General features: G+C 59.4%; 20 protein-coding genes. 14 read left to right on the top strand and 6 right to left on the bottom strand.

The features are described 5' to 3' along the window. Positions 1-107 precede the first annotated feature (107 nt). The 3 genes from lacG (HMPREF9452_RS03850) to HMPREF9452_RS03840 all read right to left on the bottom strand — a co-directional run bounded on the left by lacG (HMPREF9452_RS03850) (position 108) and on the right by HMPREF9452_RS03840 (position 4,367). Complete coding sequence (gene lacG, locus HMPREF9452_RS03850) at positions 108-1,538, bottom strand: 6-phospho-beta-galactosidase (RefSeq protein ID WP_009140800.1); 1,431 nt, start codon at positions 1,536-1,538, stop codon at positions 108-110. A gap of 139 nt (positions 1,539-1,677) precedes the next feature. After that, entirely contained in the window at positions 1,678-3,564 is a 1,887-nt protein-coding gene (locus HMPREF9452_RS03845; protein WP_009140799.1) for a lactose/cellobiose PTS transporter subunit IIB, read from the bottom strand. A gap of 617 nt (positions 3,565-4,181) precedes the next feature. Beyond that, the gene (locus HMPREF9452_RS03840; protein WP_009140798.1) at positions 4,182-4,367 is read right to left on the bottom strand and encodes a hypothetical protein; all 186 of its coding nucleotides are present in this window, start codon (positions 4,365-4,367) and stop codon (positions 4,182-4,184) included. 816 nt (positions 4,368-5,183) lie between these two features. Between HMPREF9452_RS03840 and HMPREF9452_RS03835 the strand changes: the two genes are divergently transcribed. After that, positions 5,184-6,227 carry a LacI family DNA-binding transcriptional regulator gene (locus HMPREF9452_RS03835; protein ID WP_009140797.1) on the top strand — a complete coding sequence of 348 codons (1,044 nt, stop codon included), beginning with the start codon at positions 5,184-5,186 and terminating at the stop codon, positions 6,225-6,227. Between the two features lie 153 nt (positions 6,228-6,380). Here HMPREF9452_RS03835 and lacG (HMPREF9452_RS03830) read toward each other — a convergent pair whose 3' ends face one another. Then, entirely contained in the window at positions 6,381-7,790 is a 1,410-nt protein-coding gene (gene lacG / locus HMPREF9452_RS03830) for a 6-phospho-beta-galactosidase (protein ID WP_009140796.1), read from the bottom strand. A 127-nt stretch (positions 7,791-7,917) separates the two neighbouring features. Next, positions 7,918-9,678, bottom strand: coding sequence for a lactose/cellobiose PTS transporter subunit IIB (locus HMPREF9452_RS03825; protein ID WP_009140795.1), 1,761 nt, complete (start codon positions 9,676-9,678; stop codon positions 7,918-7,920). Positions 9,679-10,022: 344 nt separating this feature from the next. Here HMPREF9452_RS03825 and HMPREF9452_RS03820 point away from each other — a divergent pair, with 344 nt between their 5' ends. Next, on the top strand, positions 10,023-11,036 hold the full coding sequence (locus tag HMPREF9452_RS03820; RefSeq protein WP_009140794.1) for a LacI family DNA-binding transcriptional regulator: 1,014 nt from the start codon (positions 10,023-10,025) through the stop codon (positions 11,034-11,036). A gap of 166 nt (positions 11,037-11,202) precedes the next feature. On the opposite strand, the gene HMPREF9452_RS03815 is transcribed toward HMPREF9452_RS03820, so the two are convergent. Next, positions 11,203-11,541: a PTS lactose/cellobiose transporter subunit IIA gene (locus tag HMPREF9452_RS03815; RefSeq protein ID WP_009140793.1), complete on the bottom strand. Its 339-nt coding sequence runs from the start codon at positions 11,539-11,541 to the stop codon at positions 11,203-11,205. A gap of 267 nt (positions 11,542-11,808) precedes the next feature. Between HMPREF9452_RS03815 and HMPREF9452_RS03810 the strand changes: the two genes are divergently transcribed. The 12 genes from HMPREF9452_RS03810 to HMPREF9452_RS03755 all read left to right on the top strand — a co-directional run bounded on the left by HMPREF9452_RS03810 (position 11,809) and on the right by HMPREF9452_RS03755 (position 22,120). Next, the gene (locus tag HMPREF9452_RS03810) at positions 11,809-12,573 is read left to right on the top strand and encodes a DeoR/GlpR family DNA-binding transcription regulator (RefSeq protein ID WP_040362308.1); all 765 of its coding nucleotides are present in this window, start codon (positions 11,809-11,811) and stop codon (positions 12,571-12,573) included. Positions 12,574-12,652: 79 nt separating this feature from the next. Then, positions 12,653-13,081 carry a galactose-6-phosphate isomerase subunit LacA gene (lacA, locus tag HMPREF9452_RS03805; RefSeq protein WP_009140791.1) on the top strand — a complete coding sequence of 143 codons (429 nt, stop codon included), beginning with the start codon at positions 12,653-12,655 and terminating at the stop codon, positions 13,079-13,081. A gap of 12 nt (positions 13,082-13,093) precedes the next feature. Next, a complete protein-coding gene (lacB, locus tag HMPREF9452_RS03800; RefSeq protein ID WP_009140790.1) occupies positions 13,094-13,612 on the top strand; it encodes a galactose-6-phosphate isomerase subunit LacB in 519 nt (172 codons plus the stop codon). A gap of 619 nt (positions 13,613-14,231) precedes the next feature. Next, the gene (locus HMPREF9452_RS03795; protein ID WP_009140789.1) at positions 14,232-15,323 is read left to right on the top strand and encodes a membrane protein; all 1,092 of its coding nucleotides are present in this window, start codon (positions 14,232-14,234) and stop codon (positions 15,321-15,323) included. Between the two features lies 1 nt (position 15,324). Continuing rightward, positions 15,325-15,591 carry a hypothetical protein gene (locus tag HMPREF9452_RS03790; protein WP_009140788.1) on the top strand — a complete coding sequence of 89 codons (267 nt, stop codon included), beginning with the start codon at positions 15,325-15,327 and terminating at the stop codon, positions 15,589-15,591. 15 nt (positions 15,592-15,606) lie between these two features. After that, the gene (locus HMPREF9452_RS03785) at positions 15,607-15,903 is read left to right on the top strand and encodes a BMC domain-containing protein (RefSeq protein WP_009140787.1); all 297 of its coding nucleotides are present in this window, start codon (positions 15,607-15,609) and stop codon (positions 15,901-15,903) included. A 9-nt stretch (positions 15,904-15,912) separates the two neighbouring features. Beyond that, entirely contained in the window at positions 15,913-16,224 is a 312-nt protein-coding gene (locus tag HMPREF9452_RS03780) for a BMC domain-containing protein (protein ID WP_009140786.1), read from the top strand. Between the two features lie 15 nt (positions 16,225-16,239). Then, the gene (locus HMPREF9452_RS03775) at positions 16,240-17,772 is read left to right on the top strand and encodes an aldehyde dehydrogenase family protein (protein WP_009140785.1); all 1,533 of its coding nucleotides are present in this window, start codon (positions 16,240-16,242) and stop codon (positions 17,770-17,772) included. Positions 17,773-17,786: 14 nt separating this feature from the next. Next, the gene (gene cutC, locus HMPREF9452_RS03770) at positions 17,787-20,324 is read left to right on the top strand and encodes a choline trimethylamine-lyase (protein ID WP_009140784.1); all 2,538 of its coding nucleotides are present in this window, start codon (positions 17,787-17,789) and stop codon (positions 20,322-20,324) included. A 63-nt stretch (positions 20,325-20,387) separates the two neighbouring features. Next, a complete protein-coding gene (gene cutD / locus HMPREF9452_RS03765; protein ID WP_009140783.1) occupies positions 20,388-21,332 on the top strand; it encodes a choline TMA-lyase-activating enzyme in 945 nt (314 codons plus the stop codon). Positions 21,333-21,344: 12 nt separating this feature from the next. Further along, positions 21,345-21,683 carry a BMC domain-containing protein gene (locus HMPREF9452_RS03760; RefSeq protein WP_009140782.1) on the top strand — a complete coding sequence of 113 codons (339 nt, stop codon included), beginning with the start codon at positions 21,345-21,347 and terminating at the stop codon, positions 21,681-21,683. Beyond that, entirely contained in the window at positions 21,680-22,120 is a 441-nt protein-coding gene (locus HMPREF9452_RS03755; protein ID WP_009140781.1) for a EutP/PduV family microcompartment system protein, read from the top strand. Before HMPREF9452_RS03760 ends, HMPREF9452_RS03755 begins: the two co-directional genes overlap by 4 nt. Positions 22,121-22,163: the final 43 nt, after the last annotated feature.

Here is a 22,163-nt window from a genome sequence, read left to right as displayed (position 1 = left end):
AAGGCGACGACGTCGGCAGACGCAAATGCGCCCCCTGCGGCAGCGGTGCTGGCAGGGGGCGCATGCGGTTGGTGATGGTTGTTTGGGGCTAACGGATGCCGCGCTGCTTACAGGCGTTTGGTCTGGGCGACGCGTTTGAACCAGTACGCGCTGGCCTTGGGCGTGCGCTGCTGGGTTTCAAAGTCAACGTAGAAGAAGCCGTAGCGCTTGTTATAGCCGTTGGTCCAGCTGAACTGGTCCTGCAGGCTCCACATAAAGTAGCCGCCAACGTCGACGCCGCATTCGATGGCCTTAAGGATCCAGCGCAGGTGGTCTTCGACGTATGCAATGCGCTCGGAATCGTCCACGGTGCCATCGACAAGCTGGTCTTTGCGACCCATGCCGTTTTCCGTAATAAACAGCTGCTTGTAATTGGGATAGCACAATGAAATATCCATCATAAGGTCGAACAGGCCCTTGGGATAGATAATCCAATCCCAGTCCGTGGTGGGAACGCCGGGGCGTACGGCGCGCTCGCCCACGCCCGCCACGCGCCAGCGGCCGGTGCCCTTGTCGCCCGTGCCGTTATGATGAAGGTCGGTCTCACCGTCGAACGCCTTAAGAAAACGGCTTTGGTAATAGTTGATGCCCAGGCAGTCGTTGAGCTGCGCGGCGCGGCGCATAATCGAGAGGTCATCGTCCAAAAACTCGACGGAGCCGTTGCTCGCTTGGCAGAGGTGGTCGATGATCTGCAGCGTGTCGGGGGCGTAGTCGCCGCGGAAGGTGGCGTCGAGCAGCAGGCGGTTTTGCAAAACGTCGTCGTTTTTGGCTGCCTGGACGTCGCCGGGGCAGGCGGGATCATAGGGGTATTTGTATTCCAATGCGTGGATGACGCCGATTGTTCCGGGGTAGCCGCCCTGCTTGTAGGCCAAGACGGCGCGGGCGTGGGCGAGCATCATGTTGTGCTGGGCCTGCAGGCACTCGTGCAGGCAGCCCTTCTTGCCCTGCGGCCAAGTGCCCTCGACGTAGCGGTTGAGCGTGGCCGCCGCGATCTCGTTGAACGTGAACCAGCGGGTTACCTCGGGGTATTCGTCAAAGCAGAAGCGGGCGTACGCCTCAAAGGCGTCGATGGTGTCGCGGTTGAGGAAGTCGCCGTTGGCGTAGAGCGCGGCGGGGGAGTCGAAGTGATGCAGGGTCACGTATGGCTCGACTCCGCGCGCGCGGCAGCTGGCGAACAGGTTGTGGTAGAAGGCAATGCCCTCTGGGTTGGGCTCGCCCACGCCGCCATTGGGAAAGATGCGGCTCCAGGCGATCGACACGCGGATGCCGTTCATGCCGAAGCGCTCGCACAGCTCGAGGTCGCTATCGTAGCGGTTGTAGAAGTCGCAGGCGGGCTCGGGCGAAAAGCGGCCTTGCTGGGCGAGGTAGTCGTCCCATGCGACCTTGCCCTTGCCATGGGTCTGGCAGGCGCCTTCTACCTGGTAGGCGGCGGTGGCGCCACCAAAAACAAAGTTGTCCGGAAAGCGCTGGGGGGTATCGGCGGAAAAGATGGGGCTCATGGCGAATCCAATCTTGTTTGAAGGACTGTTAGGGCTGAAAGGGGTTGGGGGCGGTCCGGGAGAAGGCGGCGAAGCGTGCTGCTCCCGGACCGCGGGAATGGGGGGCTCTATTCGAGCGTGCTGTCGCGCGCGTAGGGATCTAGATGCCCAGTTGCTGGGCTACGAATGCCAGCGATGCCTCGCCGTCGCGGGTGAGGTCGATGTACTGCTTGCCGCGGGTGACGCAGCAGGCGACGCCCATACGCTCGCCGTCGGCCTTGAGGTCGTCGAAGTATGACGCCGCTTGGGGTGCCAAGATAACCAGGTCGAAGTCGGCCATGATGTCGATGTGGCTGCCGTAGGCATCTGCTGCGGTCTCAAGGTCGATGCCGTGCTCGCGGGCGGCTTTGGCCAGCGCGTTGGCGAGCAGGCCGGAGGTTCCTCCTCCCTGGCACAAGACCAGGACGCGACGGCCGTTGAGCGCTGCATAGGGGTCGCCCGCCGCGGCGATGGTGCTGGACGAGGCACTGGAGGCTGCGTCATCAGATGCAGCGGGGGATACGGCAGGGGTGGCATTGCTCGCAGATTCCTCGTCCATAGACTGGCCGGCGGCGCGCTTTTTCTCCGCTGCCATGCTTGCGGCGGCCTGGGCGACGGCACCGGTGGCGACGCTTGCGGTGTCGGCCTTGCCCTGGAATGCGGCGTTCATGGCTGCTTGCTTCTGGGCGGCGCGCTGGGCGACCTCAGCCTGGTCCGCGGCTGCCTCTTCGGCGCATTTCTCGCGGTCGTATACCTTGAAGAAGGGGAAATAGATGAGGAAATCGACAATCAGCAGGACGGGGATGAGCAGGAACGCAAGGGGCTGAAGTCCCAGACCCATGGCGATGCCCAAGGGCGCGGGGGTGGTCCAGGGAAGGCTGAACATGAAGCCGTTCATACCCAAGACGTCGATGAAGAACTTGGTGATCCAGATATTGGCGATGGGCGCGAAGATGAAGGGGATGAAGAAGATGGGGTTCAAGACCATGGGAGCGCCGAAGAGGAACGGCTCGTTGACGCCAAAGCAAACCGGCACGGCTGAGGCACGGCCCACGGCGCGCATCTCTTTGGACTTGGCGAGGAAGGCGAACATGAAGCAGACCACCAACGTGGCGCCGGTGCCGCCCATGGCGACGACGAAATCCTGAAGCGGCTTGGTGAGGACGGCGGTTGCGTGCTCACCGGCCTGGTACATGGCCATGTTGAGCTCGAGGTTGGAGATGAGGGCGGCGGAGATGGCGGGCTCGACGATGGAGGGGCCGTGGACGCCTACAAACCAGAAGAGGGACATGGCGCCGTAGATGATGGCAAGGCCCAGATAGCCGTCTGCCGCGGAGAAGAGCGGCTGGAACACCTGGATAACGCCTTGGGCGAAGCAGAAGCCAAAGATGTTGCGGAATGCAAAGTCAAAGCCCCAGAAGAAGACCAGGCAGACGCCAAAGGGGATGATGTCCTTGAAGGTCTGGGAGATATTGGGCGGCACTTGCTCGGGCATCTTGATGGTGATGTTGCGCTTGATAAAGAACTTGTAGATGATGCCGGTGGCGAACGCGCATATAAAGGCGGTTAGCAGGCCCTTGGATCCCATGTAGCCATTGGCGAGGCCGGAGATGGAGACGCCGTTATCCGTGAAGCTGATGGCGTCGCTGGAGAGCAGCAGAAAACCGATGAGCGATGCGATCATGACCGAGATGAAGTTGATCTGGTTGTTCTTGGGCAGGTCGCGGTTCTGCGCATCGCAGAAGTGCTTGGCCGTGGTAGCCGCAGCGCAGATGCCGACGATGCCCATGGAGTAGTTGTAGGCCTTCATGAGAACGTCGTTGATCTCTGCCGGCCAGTAGAAGCCCCAGACATTGGGGACGGCGCTGACCAAAAGGAAGATGCTGGAGACGATGATGATGGGCATGACGGAGATGAAGCCGTCGCGAATTGCCTTGAGGTACTTGTTGCGCGCGATGGCGTTGAAGAAAGGCTTGCCTTTCTCGATGAGCGCTATGAGCTTTTCCATGAACCCTCCGTTTGCATGGGTTTGCTTTGGCAGCCGCTAAGCGTGCTGGTAGAGATGGCTGCCAGGGCGAGCTTGTGCTGCTTACGAGTATGTTTTGCCCGGATGTTACTCGTTATGAGCACGTGCTCATTTCTACAATGAGCACGTTAACATGAGTTGATGGCGGTGCAACGGGTGTTCGGGGGTAAAGGGATGCGAGCGGTCGAATATTGGCGGCAAGCGGCAGGATAGATGTAGGCAGAGGTGCGCGGAGAAGGCGATCGCTTGATTTGACGAGATGGGCCCACGGTAAATGATTGGCTGTACGCCGATTGTATTATGATGTGCAGGAAAACAAGTTCGGGGGAAATGGCATTGGGTCAAGCTCTAAGACCCTCTGCAGGGGCATTTAGCAAGTCAAGAAGTCGATTGCACCGTGCTCGAAGACATTTTGCGGTTCCGTATCGACTCGCAGTGACGTCTTGGCTGGTTGCCAAGCATGAACCTTCATCATTGCGTGTGAGGTTCATGCTTGAGCTTCAAATGATAGGAGCGCCGGGATATCTGAGGACGGGGTGGTGCGGAAAGGTGGATACCTCTTGCGGTGGGCGCGGGGTTCGATGAAGCAGAGGTTTTTATCAGCTCGTTACGGGCGTTGTCCCGTCGTTTGGTTCAACGATTTCAAATTCCTCAGGTGGGTATAAGTAGTCCTCATCGGTGTCATCGACGATGCGGTACCAGTCCTTTTCGACAGAAAGGACCTTGTAAATCTTATCGTGGGTGAGCTCGAGGAAGGAGGTTTCGCCTAGGTATTTAACTTTCACTATAACCACTCCTTGATCTTGAACTTTACCTTTGGCTGACCCGCTGCTTTTAATCGGTGAACCTCGGCATCCTTTGCATGGCACTTGTAATCGAAGGTGCCGATTCCCTTGAGATGCTTCCAGTCGCGCGGTCTGCCACCGATTTGCTCGCTAAGACCCTTGGCGACTTTAGGGTTCAGCTTTTTCCTAACGCCCTTGCTAGCAAAGATATCGACGTTTCTGATAGTCGAGCCTCCGAAAAACCGGTATGACTTACCAGTTTTTGGATTCTTTACGTCATAGTTTAATGCCTTGGCGCCCAGTGGTATCTAGGACTCAGAGGGAGGTCGATGGGCTGGCTTTTCAAGAGAAATGGGCTCATTTTTACTCAGGTGCTGCGGGTGTTCTATAGGCGACCCAACGGAGCCAATCGAATAAAAAAAGATGGTTCCAAAACCCCGAGCCGAGCCCAGGGCGGAGCCATCAAGCACGTTAAGCTTAGCACTTTGGGTCTCATTGCAAAGACAGGTGGCCGCCTCAGGAGGTCACGGGGTTTGGAACGGTGCCGTCCAAGCAGATTGCCAAACAAAGGTGCGTCTAATAATTCGGTGGCGAGAATATAGAGCGTTGGACGAATAAGGAATATGGCAAGACTTATCACGGCGCCGCTCTGGTCCTCAATAGGGCTGCCGCAAGGCTATAAGGCGATGGTCCTCGTCCAATGTGCACGTGCTCTTCAGCTTGCGCTCAGTTGATGCTACATTTACCAGAGCAGCATTTTAAACAGCAATTTGAGCATCAATCTGAGAGCATGCGCAATGCGAGGGGAGCCGTTGGATGGAACGGGATAACAAGATGGCGGCAGATTCCGCGGTTCACAAGCCTGGCAGGGCGGTGTCCATGGCAGATGTCGCCAAGCTCGCCGGCGTCTCTCGGCAGACGGTGTCGCGCGTGGTCAATGGGCGGGCGTGCGTGGTCGAGGAGACTCGAAAGCGCGTTATGGACGCCATGGACCAGCTTGGCTTCTACCCCAGCTTTGCTGGCAGGTCGCTGCGCGGCGGCAAGTACGGCTGCATCGGCCTGTGCATGTTCGATATCACCCATACGGGTAACGTCGCTACGCTGGAGGGGCTTATGTCCGCCGCCCGCGAGTACGGTTACGCCGTCACCTTGATCGAGTTTGATGAGAGCGAGTCCGTGCGCCTGCGGGACACCGCGCGTCGCCTGGCGGAGCTTCCCGTGGACGGCATGGTGTTCAACACCAACAGGACCATCGAGGATTTTGACGAGTTCGAGCCGCTCAACGGCCTGCCCACCATCATCATCTCCATGAAGGAGCACCCGCGCTGCACCACTATCGACTCCGATCAATACGGCTGCTCGCAGCTTGTGGTCGACTACCTTTGCTCGCGCGGCCATACGCAGATCAGGCACCTGGCCGGTCCCAAAGACTCGATCACGGCGGATTTCAGGACGCGCGGTTGGCGAGACGCGCTGGAGCGCGCGGGGCTCGAAGTTGTTAAGCCCCTACACGGGGATTGGACCGCGGATAGCGGCTATGAGCTGGGCGAGAAGCTCGTCCAAGACACTGAGATGACGGCGCTGTACGCGGCCAACGATCAAATGGCCATGGGCGCCATCATGGCGCTGCGCGCCCACGGCAGGCGCGTGCCGGAAGACGTGAGCGTTATAGGCGTGGACGATTCCATGCAGGGTATGGTGCCCCACAATGACCTGACTACGGTGCGCTTCGACATGCGCGAGCGCGGCCGCAAGACATTTGACTACTTCTTCGCCCAGCTATCGGGAGAATCAAAGGTCGAGGCGGTGCGCCTGCCGGGCGAGCTGGTCGAGCGCGGCACCGTGACGGACGCCCGCTAGGTTTTTTTGCGGCGCCGCGCCGTACTGAAAAAGCCCTGGTCCAGATGGCTTGGTCTGGAACAGGGCTTGTGCGTGGGTGTGGCTGCGGCCAGCGGTGCGACTAGCGGTGCGACGGCAGGTGCGGACGATGCTGCTGCGTGGTGAAAGATGGGTTTACAGACAGTGGGTCTGTGCAACGCGCTTAAACCAGTAGGCGCTGGCTTTAGGCGTGCGCTCCTGGGTCTCGTAATCCACGTAGAAGAATCCGTAGCGCTTGTTGTAGCCGTTGGTCCAGCTGAACTGGTCCTGCAGGCTCCACATAAAGTAGCCGCCTACGTTGACGCCCGCCTCGATGGCTCGCAGCACGGCGGCGAGATGCTTCTCGACGTAGTCGATGCGGGGGGCATCGTCCACAAAGCCGTCGACAAAGGGATCTTTGTAGCCCATACCGTTCTCGGTGATGAAGATCTCCTTGTAGTTGGGGTACTGCAGGCGAATACGGACAAGGAGGTCAAAGAGGCCTTCTGGGTAGATGATCCAGTCCCAATCCGTGGTGGGGATTCCGGGCTTGTTTACGCGCTCGCCAACGCCTGCTAGGCGGAAGCGGTCCGTTCCCTTTTCTCCCGTGCCGTTGTGGTGCAGATCATTTTCACCTTCGTAGGCGCGCAGGAAGCGGCTTTGGTAATAGTTGACTCCCAAGTAGTCGTTGAGCGCTGCGGCTTCGCGCATAATGACAAGATCGTCTTCGCGAATCTCGATGCTGCCGCCGGAAACCGCAGCGAGGCGGTTGGCAACCTCGAGCGTGTCCGCGGCGTAGTCGCCTCTAAACGTGGCGTCGAGAAGGAATTGGTTTTGCAGTACGTCTTCGTTTTTAGCGGCGTTGATGTCTGCGGCAGAATTCTCGTCCAAAGGATACTTGTACTCAAGCGACTGGATAACGCCGATCTTGCCGGAGAACCCACCGTGCTTGAAGGCGAGGACGGCTCGGGCATGGGCGAGCATCATGTTGTGCTCGCACTGGAAGCACTTTGCCAGGTTAGCTTTTTCACCGCCGGGGAAGGTTCCCTCGATGAAGGTGTTGGTGGCGTCTGCCCAAATTTCATTGAACGTGAACCAATAGGTGACGTCGTCGGCAAACTCTTTAAAGCAGAACGTAGCGTAGTCGACAAATGCGTCTATGGTTTCACGGTTGAGGAAATCGCCTTTTTCAAACAGGGCGAGGGGCGTGTCGAAGTGGTGAAGCGTGACGTAGGGCTCAACGCCGTGCGCGCGGCAGCACTTGAAGAGGTCGTGGTAGTACTGGATACCCTCGGGGTTGACCTTGCCGGTTCCCGAGGGGAAGATGCGGCTCCAAGCGATGGACAGGCGGATGCCGTTCATGCCAAAGCGCTCGCAAAGTTCAAGATCGCGCGGGTACTGGTTGTAGAAGTCGCTTGCGGGGTCGGGGGAGAATCGACCTTGGTCCTTGAGGAAATCATCCCAAGCGACTTTTCCTTTTCCATGCGTTTGGGTTTCGCCTTCAACCTGATAGGCTGCTGTGGCGCCTCCGAATACAAAATTGGCAGGGAACTGATTAGAGCTCATGATACGGTCCTTGTTAATGCTCGATGTGCTGTTTGATTGGGCGAATTGCCCGGTGGATGAATAGGGACGCCCAGCCGTCGATTGAAGGGGACGACGGCTGGGCTATGCGTTTCACGCGAAGCTTTGGCTACAAGTTGAGCTGTTCGGCAACAAAACGCAGGGAAGCTTCTCCATCGCGGGTGAGGTCGATGTACTGCTTGCCGCGGGTGACGCAGCATGCGATGCCCATGCGCTCGCAGTCTGCTTTAAGGTCATCAAAGTAGGAGGCTGCTTGCGGGGCGAGGATAACCAGGTCGAAGTCTTTCATCATGTCGATGTGGTTTCCGTAGGCGTCTGCGCCGGTCTCAAGGTCGATGCTGTGCTCTTTGGCCGCCTTGGCGAGGGCGTTTGCCAGCAGGCCGGAGGTGCCGCCACCTTGGCAGAGCACCAGCACGCGGTGACCGTTGAGCTTTGCAAGGCAATCGGAGTTGGCGGTGTTTGCGGTCTTGGGCTTGGATTCATCGTCCGCGACTGAAGAGGCGTTGATTTTGCCCTGGAAGGCTGCGGCCATGGCGTCGCCCTTGGCGGCCGCCTTTGCAGCGAGCTCTTCCTCGAGCATAGCGGCCTCTTCCGCACACTTCTCGCGATCGTAAACCTTGAAGAAGGGATAGTAGACCAAGAAGTCGATGGCGAGTACAGCGGCGAGGAACACGAACGCGAGGGGCTGGAAGCCAAGACCCATGATGATGCCGACGGGGCCGGGGACCGTCCAGGGAAGCGTGTAGAGGAATCCGTCCATGCCGATGAGGTCGACAAAGATCTTAAGAGCCCAGATGTTGCAGATGGGGGCAAAGACAAAGGGGACAAAGAAGATGGGGTTCAAGACCATGGGGGCGCCGAACAGGAACGGCTCGTTAACGTTGAAGAGCGTGGGGATTATGGAGGCGCGTCCGATCGCCTTCATCTCTTTAGACTTGGCGAGGAAGGCGAACATGAAGCAGATAACCAGGGTGGCGCCGGTGCCGCCAAGGCAGACGACGAAGTACTGGGAAGAAAGGGAGAGCACGTGGGTTGCCTGCTCGCCCGCCTGGTAGGCGGTGAGGTTGGCGGACATGTTGGCGACAAGTGCAGCGGAGATTGCAGGCTCGACAATAGAGGGGCCGTGGACGCCGACAAACCAGAACAGGCTCATTGCGCCGTAGATGATAGCGAGGCCTACGTAGCTATCGGCAGCGGAGAACAGGGGCTGGAAAACCTGGATGACGCCCTGGGCAAAGCAAAAGCAAAATGCATTGCGGAAGATGAGGTCGAAGAGCCAGAAGACGGAAATAGACACAGAGAAGGGGATGAGATCCTTGAACGTTTGGGAGATGTTGGGCGGAACCTGATCGGGCAGCTTGATGGTGATGTTGCGGGATACGAAGAACTTGTAGACAATGCCTACCACGAATGCGGAGATAAAGGCGGTAAGCAGGCCCTTTGATCCGAGGAAGCCGTTGGCGAAGCCGGAGTAGGAGACGGAATCAACTTCAACGTTGATGGCGTCGCTTGAAAGGATCAGGAAGCCGACCACGGAGGCGATCATGACCGAGAGGAAGTTGATCTGGTTGTTTTTGGGCATGTCGCGGTTCTGCGCGTCGCAGAAGTGCTTGGCCGTAGTTGCAGCGGCGGCGAGCGCCAGGATGCCCATGGAGTAGTTGTAGGCCTTCATAAGAATGGCGTCGATTTCCGCAGGCCAGTAGAAGCCCCAGACGTTGGGCACGGCATCAATCAGGATGAAGATGCTCGAGAAAATGATGATGGGGATAACCGAGATGAAGCCATCGCGGATTGCTTTGAGGTACTTGTTGCGGGCGATGGCGTTGAAAAACGGCTTGCCCTTTTCAATGGTTGTAATGAGCTGTTCCATTTTCCTCTCCTTTCAGGAGGATGCTAAACCAGAATGCCTTGTTTTGTGCCCAATGTTGCAGATGGCGCTGCGCTACGGCACTGCAGGTTGATCGATGTTTGCGACAAGGGGGACAAAGCCCGGTAATAATCTCCCCTTGCACGCGTCCACTGGCAACCAGCATGCTTGACCGTGATGGCGGTGCTGTCAGCAATCAAAATGGCGACGTCAACATTTCAATGATGACGTTAACATTTTGAATTGAGATGCTGGTTTCTTTTAGGCTAAGCGGTTCTTTTTATGCGGTGAGCGGATTATCCAGTATGCTCAAGAGGAGTGCGCATGCTAAAGGGAAGGTGGGTGCAATGGCTGATCGAAAGCCTGCATCGATAAAGGATGTCGCGCGTCTTGCGGGTGTGTCGGAACAGACTGTTTCGCGTACTGTACATGACTCTCCCGCGGTGAGACCTGCTACAAAGGAGAAGGTGAGGCGGGCGATTGCCGAGCTTGGGTATCGTCCGAGTAATGCCGGGCGCGCGCTGCGGCGGGGTCGTTACATGGCCCTTGGCATCGCGATGGGCAATATCTCCGAGACGGGCAACCGAGACCGTCTTGAGATGTTTGTCGATGCCGCCGCTGCGCAGGGCTATACCATTGCGTTGTTAAAAATGGATCGCGAAGAGCCGCTGAGTCTTGGCCAGGCGGCTGACCGCATGTCGAGCCTGTCGATTGACGGCATGATTTACGTTCTCAACCGCACGCCGGAGGATTTTGACACGTTTGTGCCTCGTGCAGGCCTCCCAGAAGTGATCATTTCCATGCACGATCACCCTGTATGTCCTACCGTTGATTCCGATCAGGAAGCAAGCGCCCGTGCGGTGGTGAACTACCTGGTGGAGCGAGGTCATACAAAGATTTGGCACATCAGCGGCCCATCGCGATCGCTCGCAAGCGTTGCGCGCGAGAGCGGCTGGCGCTCGGCCATGCTTGACAACGGGATTGAGCCGCCACGGGTTATCGCGGGCGACTGGAGTCCGGAAAGCGGATATGCGGCCGGAGTGCTGTTGGCCGATAAAGTGCGTAGCGGCGCCTGCACCGCCGTGTTTGCATCCGACGACGCAATGGTATATGGATGTATGTGCGCACTGTCCGATGCGGGTATTTCGGTGCCAGACGATGTGAGCTTGGTTGGCGCCGACGATATCTCGTCCACATTTGTTCCCAATTCCCGGCTGACGTCGCTGCATTTTGATAACTCCGCCATTGCCGAGTGGGCAATTGGCAAGCTGGTGATTCCAGAGCGCATGGAAGATGGGTGCAACCATAAGCTGTTCCCAGGCCATCTGGTCGAGCGCGGATCTGTTCGCGACCTTAGGTAACGTTGGCCTTTTGCCTGTATCTAGATAGCAGGACGGAGCCGGGCGCAAGTGCGCTTTTCGGCTCCGTCTTTTCATGCGGCAGATGAACGAAAAAGGGTGCAGCAAAAAGGGGGACGCTGCACCCGGGGAAACAAGCTGTCGCGGGTATTTCCTGTGTAGGGCCTCTTTAGGCGAGTTTGGCCTCAAGTTGGCCGATGCGCTCATACGCATCGATGATGAACTTGGTCTGCTTCTCAAGTAGCATGGTGGTCATCAGCGTGTCTTGCGCGTGCACCATAATGAAGGTCACGTCCATTTCGCCGCCGCCTGCCTCCTGGGAAAGAAGCTTGGTCTGAACATCATGGGCGTCGATCAGCGCTTGCTTCGCAGATTCATGAAGGGAGCGCGCGCCTTCGATATCGCCTTTGCCCGCCTTTTCGCAAGCGGCGATAAGATCGGTCTGGGCGTCTCCGGCATATGCGACGATCTCAAAACCAATCATCGAGATTTCTTCTTTAGTTGCCATGGTTCCTCCGTAAGGAATGAGCACGTGCTCAAATAGTTTGACACGCACACAGTGGACTGGAATATCCGGGCTATTCGCACAATATCATCTCAACAAAAGCAAACAGATATTCTCGTAATAAAACACCGTAAACGGTAGATATCTAGCGATAAACGGTAAAACAGTAGGAAAACAATGGTGTTCGACTTATATTGAATGCATCTTTAGAAAAGTTCTTGCATGTTGAAAGATGTTTGATTATGTTGGAAACTGTGAAAGGAGGACGTGGTGATCAAAGCTGAACGACAGGATAGGCTCATGCGCCTTATCGAGAGCCAGGGCACCGTTTCCGTCAAGGAGATCGTGGACGCCCTTGGTGTGTCGGACATGACTGTTCGCCGCGATTTGGAGGAGCTGGCGGGCGCCGGCGAGGTGATTCGCGTCCACGGGGGAGCCCGTAGCGCGTCTTCGCAGCACCGCTCGATGATCCGCCACGAGTACAGCCATATCGAGAAGCGCGCCCGCCATGCGAGCGAGAAGATCGATATAGCGCGTACGGCCGCAGGCTTGGTCGAGGAGGATTCAACGATCTTTTTGGGCACGGGAACCACCATCGAGCAGATGGGTCCGCTGCTGCCCTCGTGCCACCTGCGCATCATCACCAACTCGCAGTCCATCTTCACCCTGCTGGAGCCCAACGAGAACTACGAGCTCTGCCTTATCGGCGGCATGTACCGCAGGCGCACTACCGCGTTTGTGGGCCCCGTGGCGGAGGACGCCATCTCGACTCTGGGTATAGACGTCGCCTTTATCGGCGCCAACGGCATCTGCTTTGACGCGGTCTCGACCTCCAATATGGACGAGGGACGCTTTCAGCAGCTCGCGTTCGACCAGGCGGATACCCGGTATCTGGTGGCGGATTCCAGCAAGATCGGCCAGCGGGACTTCTACACGTTCTACAGGCTTTCAAACATCGACGCGCTTATCTGCGAAGGTTCGATTTCGGACGAGAAGCGCCAGCAGGTCGAGGATTTCACCAAGGTGATCTGCTAGCTTCTTCGCGGGTGGCGTCGGTGCCTGGACAAGGTAACCAAGCGCGCATATCGGGTGCGCGCATGTAAAGGAGGACAGCATGAGGGTTGTCATCGGTTCTGACGCGGCGGGCATGCCGCTCAAGGAGCTCATCAAGGAGACGCTGCTCGAGGATGGTCACGAGGTTGTCGACCTCTCCGTCGAGCCCGCTGCGGATTTTGTCGATTCCGCTGTGGCGGTGGCGCATGACCTGCTGGAGAACGAGGATTCCCAGGGCATCGTCTTTGACGAGTACGGCGTGGGCAGCTACATGGCCGCGACCCGCGTGAAGGGCATGGTCGCTGCGAACATCTCTGACGAGCGCAGCGCCTACATGACTCGCGAGCACAACAACGCTCGCATGATCTGCCTGGGTTCCGGCGTCATCGGCAACGATGTCGCGAAGAAGATCGCCCGCGAGTTCCTCAAGGCCGACTACGCCGCTGGTCGCCATCAGATTCGCGTCGACATGCTCAACAAGATGGCGTAAAGGAGACCTCAGATGATCATTGCACTTGGCTGCGACCACATTGTTACCGACGAGAAGACCTATCTGCACGACCGCCTTGAGGAGGCCGGTTACGAGGTACTGGACTGCGGCCCCTACAGCCACACCCGTACCCACTACCCCATCTACGGCAAGGCCGTGGGCGAGGCTGTAGCCTCCGGTAAGGCCGACCTCGGCGTTGTCCTTTGCGGCACCGGCATCGGCATCACCAACTCCGTTAACAAGGTTCCCGGCGCCCGCTGCGCCCTGGTTCGCGACATGACCAGCGCCCTGTACGCCCGCCGCGAGCTCAACGCCAACGTCATCGGTTTCGGTGGCAAGATCACCGGCGAGTTCCTCATGGCCGACATCATGCTCGCCTTCATCAAGGAGAGCTACGAGCAGACTCCCGAGCACGACGCCCTGGTCGCCAAGATCGACGCCGTCAACCAGGCTGATCCCGCGGCGCAGGCAGATCCGCATTTCTTTGACGAGTTCCTGGAGAAGTGGGACCGCGGCGAGTACCATGACTAATTCGCTGCGCTAAACCTATCAAGCCGTAACGATTGCAGGCGGGCGTGTATCCCTTCGCGTTTGCCCGAATCGTCCATAGCGGTAGCATCGAGCCGCGGCAACTGCCAGCGGTGAGAAGGCGCCGGTTCCGTATGAATTACGGGGCCGGCGCTTTTTGTTTGCGGCTAAGGTGCCATTCGCTCGTTGGTAACAATTTGGAAACATTGCCGTAGCGGAAAGGTTCATGAACGCCCATTATCTGTGCAATGAGGTGAAAAAGGACGCTATCTTGCGCTTAGTTGCGTGTACTGGAGCGTATCGATGCGTGGACTGGCGAGGTAAAAGCCTAAATCCATAACTGTCACGGGTATTGGGGCTAAAGGCTTCTAGCGATGTTTCGGGTTGAATGAAGGCTCGTTTGGCAACGCAAACCGCTCGCGTGTGAATAACGACCGTTCACTTTCTAGCGTTCGTCCTAAAAACCAAATAACGCCTTATTCGCTCGCTTGGGCAAGCGCTCGCATGGCCTTTTCAACCGCCTGCCGCTTGTCGCGGGCGCTTGGGTAGACCCTGCCGCTACGTCAATTTCTAGAGTTTCGAAGTACAGGACTTATGCAACCCCCATAGATTGGAGGAAGGTATGCAAGGAGCGGCAACCGCAGACGCGCGCCATGAACTTGCCCTTGAGAAGAAGAGGAAGCTCGACCAGAGCTTCCTGAAGAAGGGCCTCATGATCGCGCTGTATTCCGGCATCACCTACGGTTTGTACTCGGCGTTCATCATGGCTGCCCAGACGCAGGGCGTATGGGCCGATTGGATGGGCACCCTCGAGGCGAGCAGCTTCTTGGTGGTATTTATTCTCCCCACCATCGCCACCGCGCTCAACGATCTGTTCAGCGCCGTTTGGGCCCTTCTGCTTACCGCGAAGCAGGGCAAGCTGGGCGACTTCATCCAGACCTTCCGCTCCAAGCCCGGCATCATCATGGTCGCCGCGGCGCTGGTGGGCGGTCCCATCGCGGGCGCTGCCTACGTTATCGCGCTTTCCATGGCGGGCCCCATCGTGACCCCCATCGCCGCGCTCTGCCCGGCTATCGGCGCCATCCTTTCCCGTTTCCTCTTCAAGCAGCCCATGGGCCCGCGCGTTATTCTGGGCATCCTGATCTGCGTCTTCGCGAGCGGCATGATCGGCTTCACCGGCCTTACCGGCGCCCTTGGCCCGGGTGTTGTCCCCGGCCTGCTGCTCGCCTTCATCGCCGCCCTCGGCTGGGGCATCGAGGGTTGCATCGGCGGCTTTGGCACGTCGATGATCGACCCGCAGATCGGCATCACCATCCGCCAGGTTACCTCCGGTTCCGTGAACCTGATCATCATCCTGCCCCTGCTCACCCTCTTTGGCGGCGGCGACCTCGCCATCACCTACCAGTGCGTCGGCCAGGCCTTCGCCGATATCCCGTCGGTGTTCTTCTTCGTTGCCTCCGGCTTCTTCGCCTACACCTCGTTCTCCAACTGGTACCGCGGCAACAGCATGTGCGGCACCGCTCTGGGAATGGCCTGCAACGGCACCTATTCGTTCTTTGTCCCGCTGTGCAGCTGGATCATCATCGGCCTGATCATGGGCATCGAGGGCTTCGCCCTGCCCGCGATCGCGTGGATCGCAGCCCTCGTCATGGTCGCTGGCATCACCGTCATCGCCGTGAACCCGCTGGACTTCCTAAAGAAGAAGGGGGAGTAGCATGTCGCGCCCGCTGAACTACGCAATGCTCAAGTACTTCACCACGGTTGACGAGGCTTGCGTCGACGACGTCATGGAGGCCCTGAAGGGCGAGTACGCTTCCCGCCGCGCCTTCACCCGCGACGAGATGACCTCCGCGCTTATGACTGCCGAGAAGAACGGCCTCATCGAGGAGTCCCGAATCGATCTGGATTCTCACGACGACTTGCTGGTGTATTACCGCGCCACCGAGGAGCAGAAGCAGTCCATCAACTCGTACATCAAGTAGGAAGGGGAGGTTCCCATGCGCTATCAGGGAGAACAGGCTATCGGCCTTATCGAGACCATCGGCATGGTCCCCGCTCTCCTCGCCGCCGACGCCATGCTCAAGGCCGGCGACACGGAGCTCATCAGCTACGAGAACGTTGGCTCCACGCTGGTAACCGTCATTGTCCGCGGCGACGTGGCGGCCTGCGAGGCGGCCGTCAAGGCCGGCGCCGAGGCAGCCAAGTCCATCGGCAAGCTGACGGCCCAGAACGTTATGAAGCGACCCGTGCCCGCTGTGGGCGACGTGGTCTCCGTCCACGACGTCGATTTCTAGGAGGAAGCCATGACACAGGGTTATTCCGGAGCGCTTGGCGCCATCGAGACCTTTGGCCTGGTCTTTGTCCTCGAGGCAGCCGACGCCATGTGCAAGGCCGGCGACGTGACGCTTATCGGTTACGAGAACACTGCATCGGGCTACATCTCGATTCTGGTCGAGGGCGACGTCGCGGCGGTCGAGGCTGCGGTCGAGGCCGGCGTGGCCGCGGTGGGCGAGATGGGCGCGGAGGTCTACAGCTCCGTTGTCATTCCTCGTCCGCATCCCGATCTTAAAAAGATCACCCAGCGCTACTGCGTTGAGAACCTGCTGCCGTACTAAGGGGGCGCATGTTCAATGCCGCTGATCGATAACGATCTTCTATCCATTCAGGAAGCGCGCATCCTGTTGGAGCATGCCGAGGAATCCCAAGGCGTGCTCGAGGGCCTGGGCGACGGTTTGGTCCGTGGCTTTCTGCAGCAGCTTCGAGAGAGGCTGCTGCCGCAGGCGGGCGACCTCGCCAAGCAGGCCTGTCGCGAGAGCGATTACGGCAACCCGGAAGACGAGCGCGCTCTGACCGAGTGGGTTCTCACCGAGATGCTCGATGAGGTCTCCTCGCAGCTCGAGGTACAGCAGATCTACCGCGATGGCTGGACCCATGGCATCGAGACGGGACTGCCCAAGGGCGTGGTCGTCTCGTTTTTGCCCGATTGGCTGACGGTTCCCACCCTGTTAAGCCAGCTTCTGTGCGCGGTCAAGGCAAAGACCCCCGTGATCTTCTCTGCCCGCGTTCGCACGCACGCGACTTGCGAGTCGCTGATGGCTGAGGTGGCCGATGTAGCCGCCGCCTGCCATTACCCGCTCGAGGCGCTGGGCTTTCTGCACCAGTACTCCGAGGAGGGCGACGCTTGGCTCGCCTGCCAACCCGCCGTTCGCATGGTGATCGATTCGCGCGAATACGAGCGCGTGGTCGCCAGCGACTTGGGCGGCAAGGACGTCTACCACGCATCGATCGGCAACAACCCGGTCTTTGTCGAGGAGACCGCCGACCTGGCTCATTGCGCCGAAGAGGTGGTCGCGGGCAAGAGCTTCTGCTACGGCATGATGCCCGGAGCCGAGCAATCCCTTGTGGTCGAGCGGGCGGTGGACGAGAAGTTCAGGGCTCAGCTCAAGGCGCGCGGGTGCTATTTCCTGAGCGATGAAGAGGCCGAGTCCCTGGCTAAGACGCTCTTCAAGCCGTGCGGCAAGCCGTATCGCGAGCTGATCGGCAAGTCCGCCTTCGACATGGCGCGCCGCGCCGGGTTGGTGGTCCCGGAGAGCACCAAGGTGCTTGTGGTCGAGAAGCCCTATGTTTCCGAGCACAGCGTCTTCTCAAAGGCCAAGTACGGCCCGGTGCTGTCCTACTACGTCGAGGAGAGTTGGCGCGGTGCCTGCGAGAAGTGCATCGAGCTCATCCTCAACAGCGGGGACGGCAACGCGCTTTCGATCTTCTCCCGCGACGGCGAGGTGGTGAGGCAATTCGTCCTCAAAAAGCCCGTCGGTCGCATCTTGGTCAACGTGGGAACGGGAATGGGCGCGACCGGTTGTCATTCCACGCTACCCAAGACGCTGACCATTACCGGATGGGATAACGCCTGCTCATCTGATATGGGCGTGACCTATCGAGACTTCATCCGCCGCCGCCAGGTTGGCGTGGGTGCCTCCCATGGCGACTGCGAGCTGTTGAAGGATGCGGGCCTCATGGATCCCGATGAGGCTGCGGCGCCGACCGCCTGCGAAAGCGCATGCGAGAAGGAGCCGGATCGCCTTGAGGAATGCCGGGAGAAGCCCGCTTCCGAGTCAATGTCCAATTGGTTCTCCAGCTTGCTGGAAGACGTTAAAACGTACTGAGAAAAGAGGTAAGGATGGATATCAGGGAGTTTGCAAAGGAGCTGTCCGACGCCACCAAGGAGATGAGCGACGAGCAGCGCGACACCGTCCGCAAGATGTTCGAGCAGGTGTACGACCAGCTCGACCGCCCGCTGACCACCAAGGTCGCCGCTACCGCCGATCCCACCGAGATCCCCGACGGCCCCACCGAGCGCCACGTTCGCCTCAAGCAGAATTTCTTGAAGCAGGTGCCCACCATCACCACGTACCGCGCCCGCGCCGTCACCGAGTTCACCAAGAAGAACCCGGGCATGCCCAAGATCCTTCTGCGCGCCAAGTGCTTCCGCTATTGCTGCGAGACCGCCCCGCTGGTCATCCAGGACGACGAGCTGATCGTCGGTTCCCCCTGCGGCGCTCCTCGCGCCGGCGCGTTCTCTCCCGACATCGCCTGGCGTTGGCTGCGCGACGAGATCGACACCATCGGCACCCGTCCGCAGGATCCCTTCTTCATCTCCGAAGAGGATAAGAAGTACATGCGCGAGGAGCTCTTCCCGTTCTGGGAGGGCAAGTCTTTGGACGAGTACTGCGAGGACCAGTATCGCGAGGCGGGCGTCTGGGAGCTCTCCGGCGAGTCCTTTGTTTCCGATTGCTCCTATCACCAGGTCAACGGCGGCGGCGACTCCAACCCGGGCTACGACGTCATCCTGATGAAGAAGGGCATGCAGGACATCCAGGACGAGGCCAAGGAGTACCTGGCCCATCTGGATTACGAGAATCCCGACGACCTCGATAAGATCTACTTCTACAAGTCCATCGTCGAGACCACCGAGGGCGTCATGATCTACGCCCGTCGCCTGTCCGACTACGCGCTGGAGAAGGCCCGTAGCGAGCAGAATCCCCGCCGTCGCGCCGAGCTGGAGCAGATTGCCGCTAACCTGCGCAACGTTCCCGCCCACAAGCCCACCACCTTCTGGGAGGCGATCCAGTCCGTCTGGGTCATCGAGTCCCTGCTCCCCGTCGAGGAGAACCAGACCGGCATGTCCATCGGCCGCGTCGACCAGTACATGTATCCGTTCTACAAGGCCGATATCGAGTCCGGTCGCCTCAACAACTACCAGGCATTCGACCTGGCTGGCTGCATGCTCATCAAGATGAGCGAGATGATGTGGGTCACCAGCGAGGCCTCTTCCAAGTTCTTCGCCGGCTACCAGCCCTTTGTCAACATGACCCTGGGCGGCGTGACCCGCGCCGGCGCTGACGCCACCAACGACCTCACCTACCTGCTGATGGACGCGGTGCGCCACGTCAAGATCTACCAGCCCTCGCTGGCTTGCCGCATCCACAACAAGTCTCCCGAGAAGTACCTGCGCAAGATCGTCGACGTCGTTCGCTCCGGCATGGGCTTCCCCGCATGCCACTTCGACGACTCCCATATCAAGATGATGCTTGCCAAGGGCATCTCCGTTGAGGATTCGCGCGACTACTGCATGATGGGCTGCGTCGAGCCCCAGAAGTCCGGCCGCCTGTATCAGTGGACCTCCACCTCCTACACCCAGTGGCCCATTGCCATCGAGCTCACGCTCAATCACGGCGTGCCCCTGTGGTACGGCAAGCAGGTCACTCCGGACCTGGGCCCGCTGTCCCAGTACTCCACCTACGAGGAGTTCGAGCACGCGGTCAAGGAGACCATCTACTACATGACCAAGTGGACCTCCGTGGCTACCGTCATCTCCCAGCGCGTCCATCGCGATATGGCTCCCAAGCCCCTGATGTCCATCATGTTCGAGGGCTGCATGGAGCACGGTCGCGACGTCTCCGCCGGCGGCGCCATGTACAACTTCGGTCCCGGCGTGGTGTGGAGCGGCCTTGCGACCTACGCAGACTCCATGGCCGCTATCAAGAAGCTGGTCTTCGACGACCACAAGTACACGCTTGAGGAGCTCAACGAAGGCCTCAAGGCGGACTTCGAGGGCTATGAGCAGATGCGCCAGGACTGCCTGAAGGCTCCCAAGTACGGTAACGACGACGACTACGCGGACAGCATCTGCGCCGACATCGTCCACTACACCGAGCACATCCACAGCCAGTTCAAGACGCTGTACTCGCGCCTGTCCCACGGCACGCTGTCCATCTCCAACAACACGCCCTTCGGTCAGCTGACCGGTGCGTCCGCAAACGGCCGCCGCGCCTGGACCCCGCTTTCCGACGGCATCAGCCCCACCCAGGGTGCGGACTTCAACGGCCCCACGGCCATCATCAAGTCCGTTTCCAAGATGGCCAACGACAGCATGAACATCGGCATGGTCCACAACTTCAAGCTGATGGCCGGCCTGCTGGACACCCCCGAGGGCGAGAACGGCCTGGTGACCCTGCTCCGCACCGCCTGCATGTACGGCAACGGCGAGATGCAGTTCAACTACCTGGACAACAAGACCCTTCTTGATGCCCAGGAGCACCCCGAGGAGCATCGCGACCTGGTGGTCCGCGTCGCCGGCTACAGCGCGTTCTTTGTCGAGCTGTGCAAGGACGTTCAGGACGAGATCATCAGCCGCACCATGCTCACCAAGTTTTAGCGAGAGATTGCCTTTTAGCAAGAAGAACCGACCGGGCGCCGGAATACACAAGGAGGTAGGGCGTTGAGTCTTGAGCAAGCGAATGTAGAGCGTAAAGCTCGTATATTCAACCTTCAGAAGTACAACATGTACGACGGCCCCGGCGTTCGGTCGATGGCGTTTTTCAAGGGTTGCCCGCTGCGGTGCGCATGGTGCTCCAATCCCGAGAGCCAGCATCGCGGGCACGAGGTCATGTTCAAGGCCTCGGCATGCGTCAACTGCGGCGCATGCGTGGACGTATGCCCCGTCGACATCCACCAGATGGTGGCGGGCGAGCACAGGGTCCGTCGCGACGTCCAGTGCATGGGATGCCATTTGTGCGAGGAGGCTTGCCTGCACAACGCCCTGAAGATCATGGGCGAGGACAAGTCGATCGACGAGCTTCTGGCCTTCTTCGATCAGGACGCGGACTTCTACCGCATGTCCGGCGGCGGCATCACGCTCTCCGGCGGCGAAGCCCTGGCACAGCCCGAGGCAGCCTTGAGCCTGCTGGTCGCCTGCCATAAGCGCGGCTACCACACCGCCGTCGAGACCTGCGGCTACGTTCCCACCAAGACGCTTTTGAAGGTCGCCGAGCACGTCGATTTGTTCCTCTTCGATATCAAGCACATGGACCCGGTCAAGCACAAGCAGTGGACCGGCGCCAACAACGAGCTGATCTTGGAGAATGTTCGCACGCTGCTTGAGAACGGCTTCAACGTGCGCGTGCGCATGCCCCTGCTCAAGGGGGTCAACGACAGCAAGGAGGAGATCGATGCGGTGATCGCCTTCTTCACGCCCTATCGCTACCAGAAGAACTTCGACGGCGTCGACCTGCTTCCGTACCACAAGCTCGGCGTGGGCAAGTACGGCCAGCTGGACCTTGATTACGCCATCAAGGACGATCCCTCGCTCACCGAGGCCGACCTTAAGCGCATCAAGTCCTGGATAGGCGACGCCGACTTCACCGTCAACCTCGTGAGCCATTAAGGGGAGGGGAGCATGGAGAAGCTTTCGCGCATCATCCAGGAATCCGTCCCCGGCAAGCAGGTGACGATCGCCCACGTCATCGCCAGCCCGGGCCCTGAGATCCACGAGCGGATCGGCGTGCCCAGCGGCGAGTCGATAGGCATCCTCACGCTCTCGCCCGAGGAGACCGCGATCATCGCGGCGGACGTCGCGTCAAAGGCGGCGTCGGTCTCGATCGGATTTCTCGACCGCTTCACCGGATCGGTGGTGGTTTTGGGCGACGTCCAGAGCGTCGAGACCGCTATCGGCGAGGTCGTCCGGTTCCTTCACGACCAAATGGGCTTCTGCTGCGCGGAGGTGACCAGGTCGTGAGCACCAAGCGCCTCATGGTGATCGGTCTCGACGGTTCGGGAAAGTCCACGCTGGCGGACCTTGTGGAGGGCGGGGAATCCAACCACGCCCACCGCGAGGATTGCTATTACCGCGAGCGCTGCTTCGAGGTTCCCGGCCGTTATATCGAGAACCATTGGATGCACAGCATCATCATCATGTTGGCGCAAAACCAGGCCTCCTCGATGCTGATGCTTCTGGACGGCAGTACCTGCGAGTCCTTTTACTCAAGCGGGTACGCGCGGGCTTTCACGTGCCCGTGTTTGGGAGTTCTCACCAAGGCTCCCGCAGACGCCGACGCGCGCGCGAAGGGCATCGCCAAGCTCGAGGCGGCGGGGTGCACGGAAATCCTGTGCGTCTCGACCGAGACGGGCGAGGGCGTTGGCGAATTGTTGGATTGGGTCGCCGCACGCATGTGATGCGAGGCGGGGACCGTGGGATTTGAACGAGACCGAGAGGAGG

The sequence above is a fragment of the Collinsella tanakaei YIT 12063 genome (genome assembly GCF_000225705.1).
Lineage (GTDB): Bacteria > Actinomycetota > Coriobacteriia > Coriobacteriales > Coriobacteriaceae > Collinsella > Collinsella tanakaei.
This window is presented reverse-complemented; position numbering and strand designations above follow the sequence as displayed.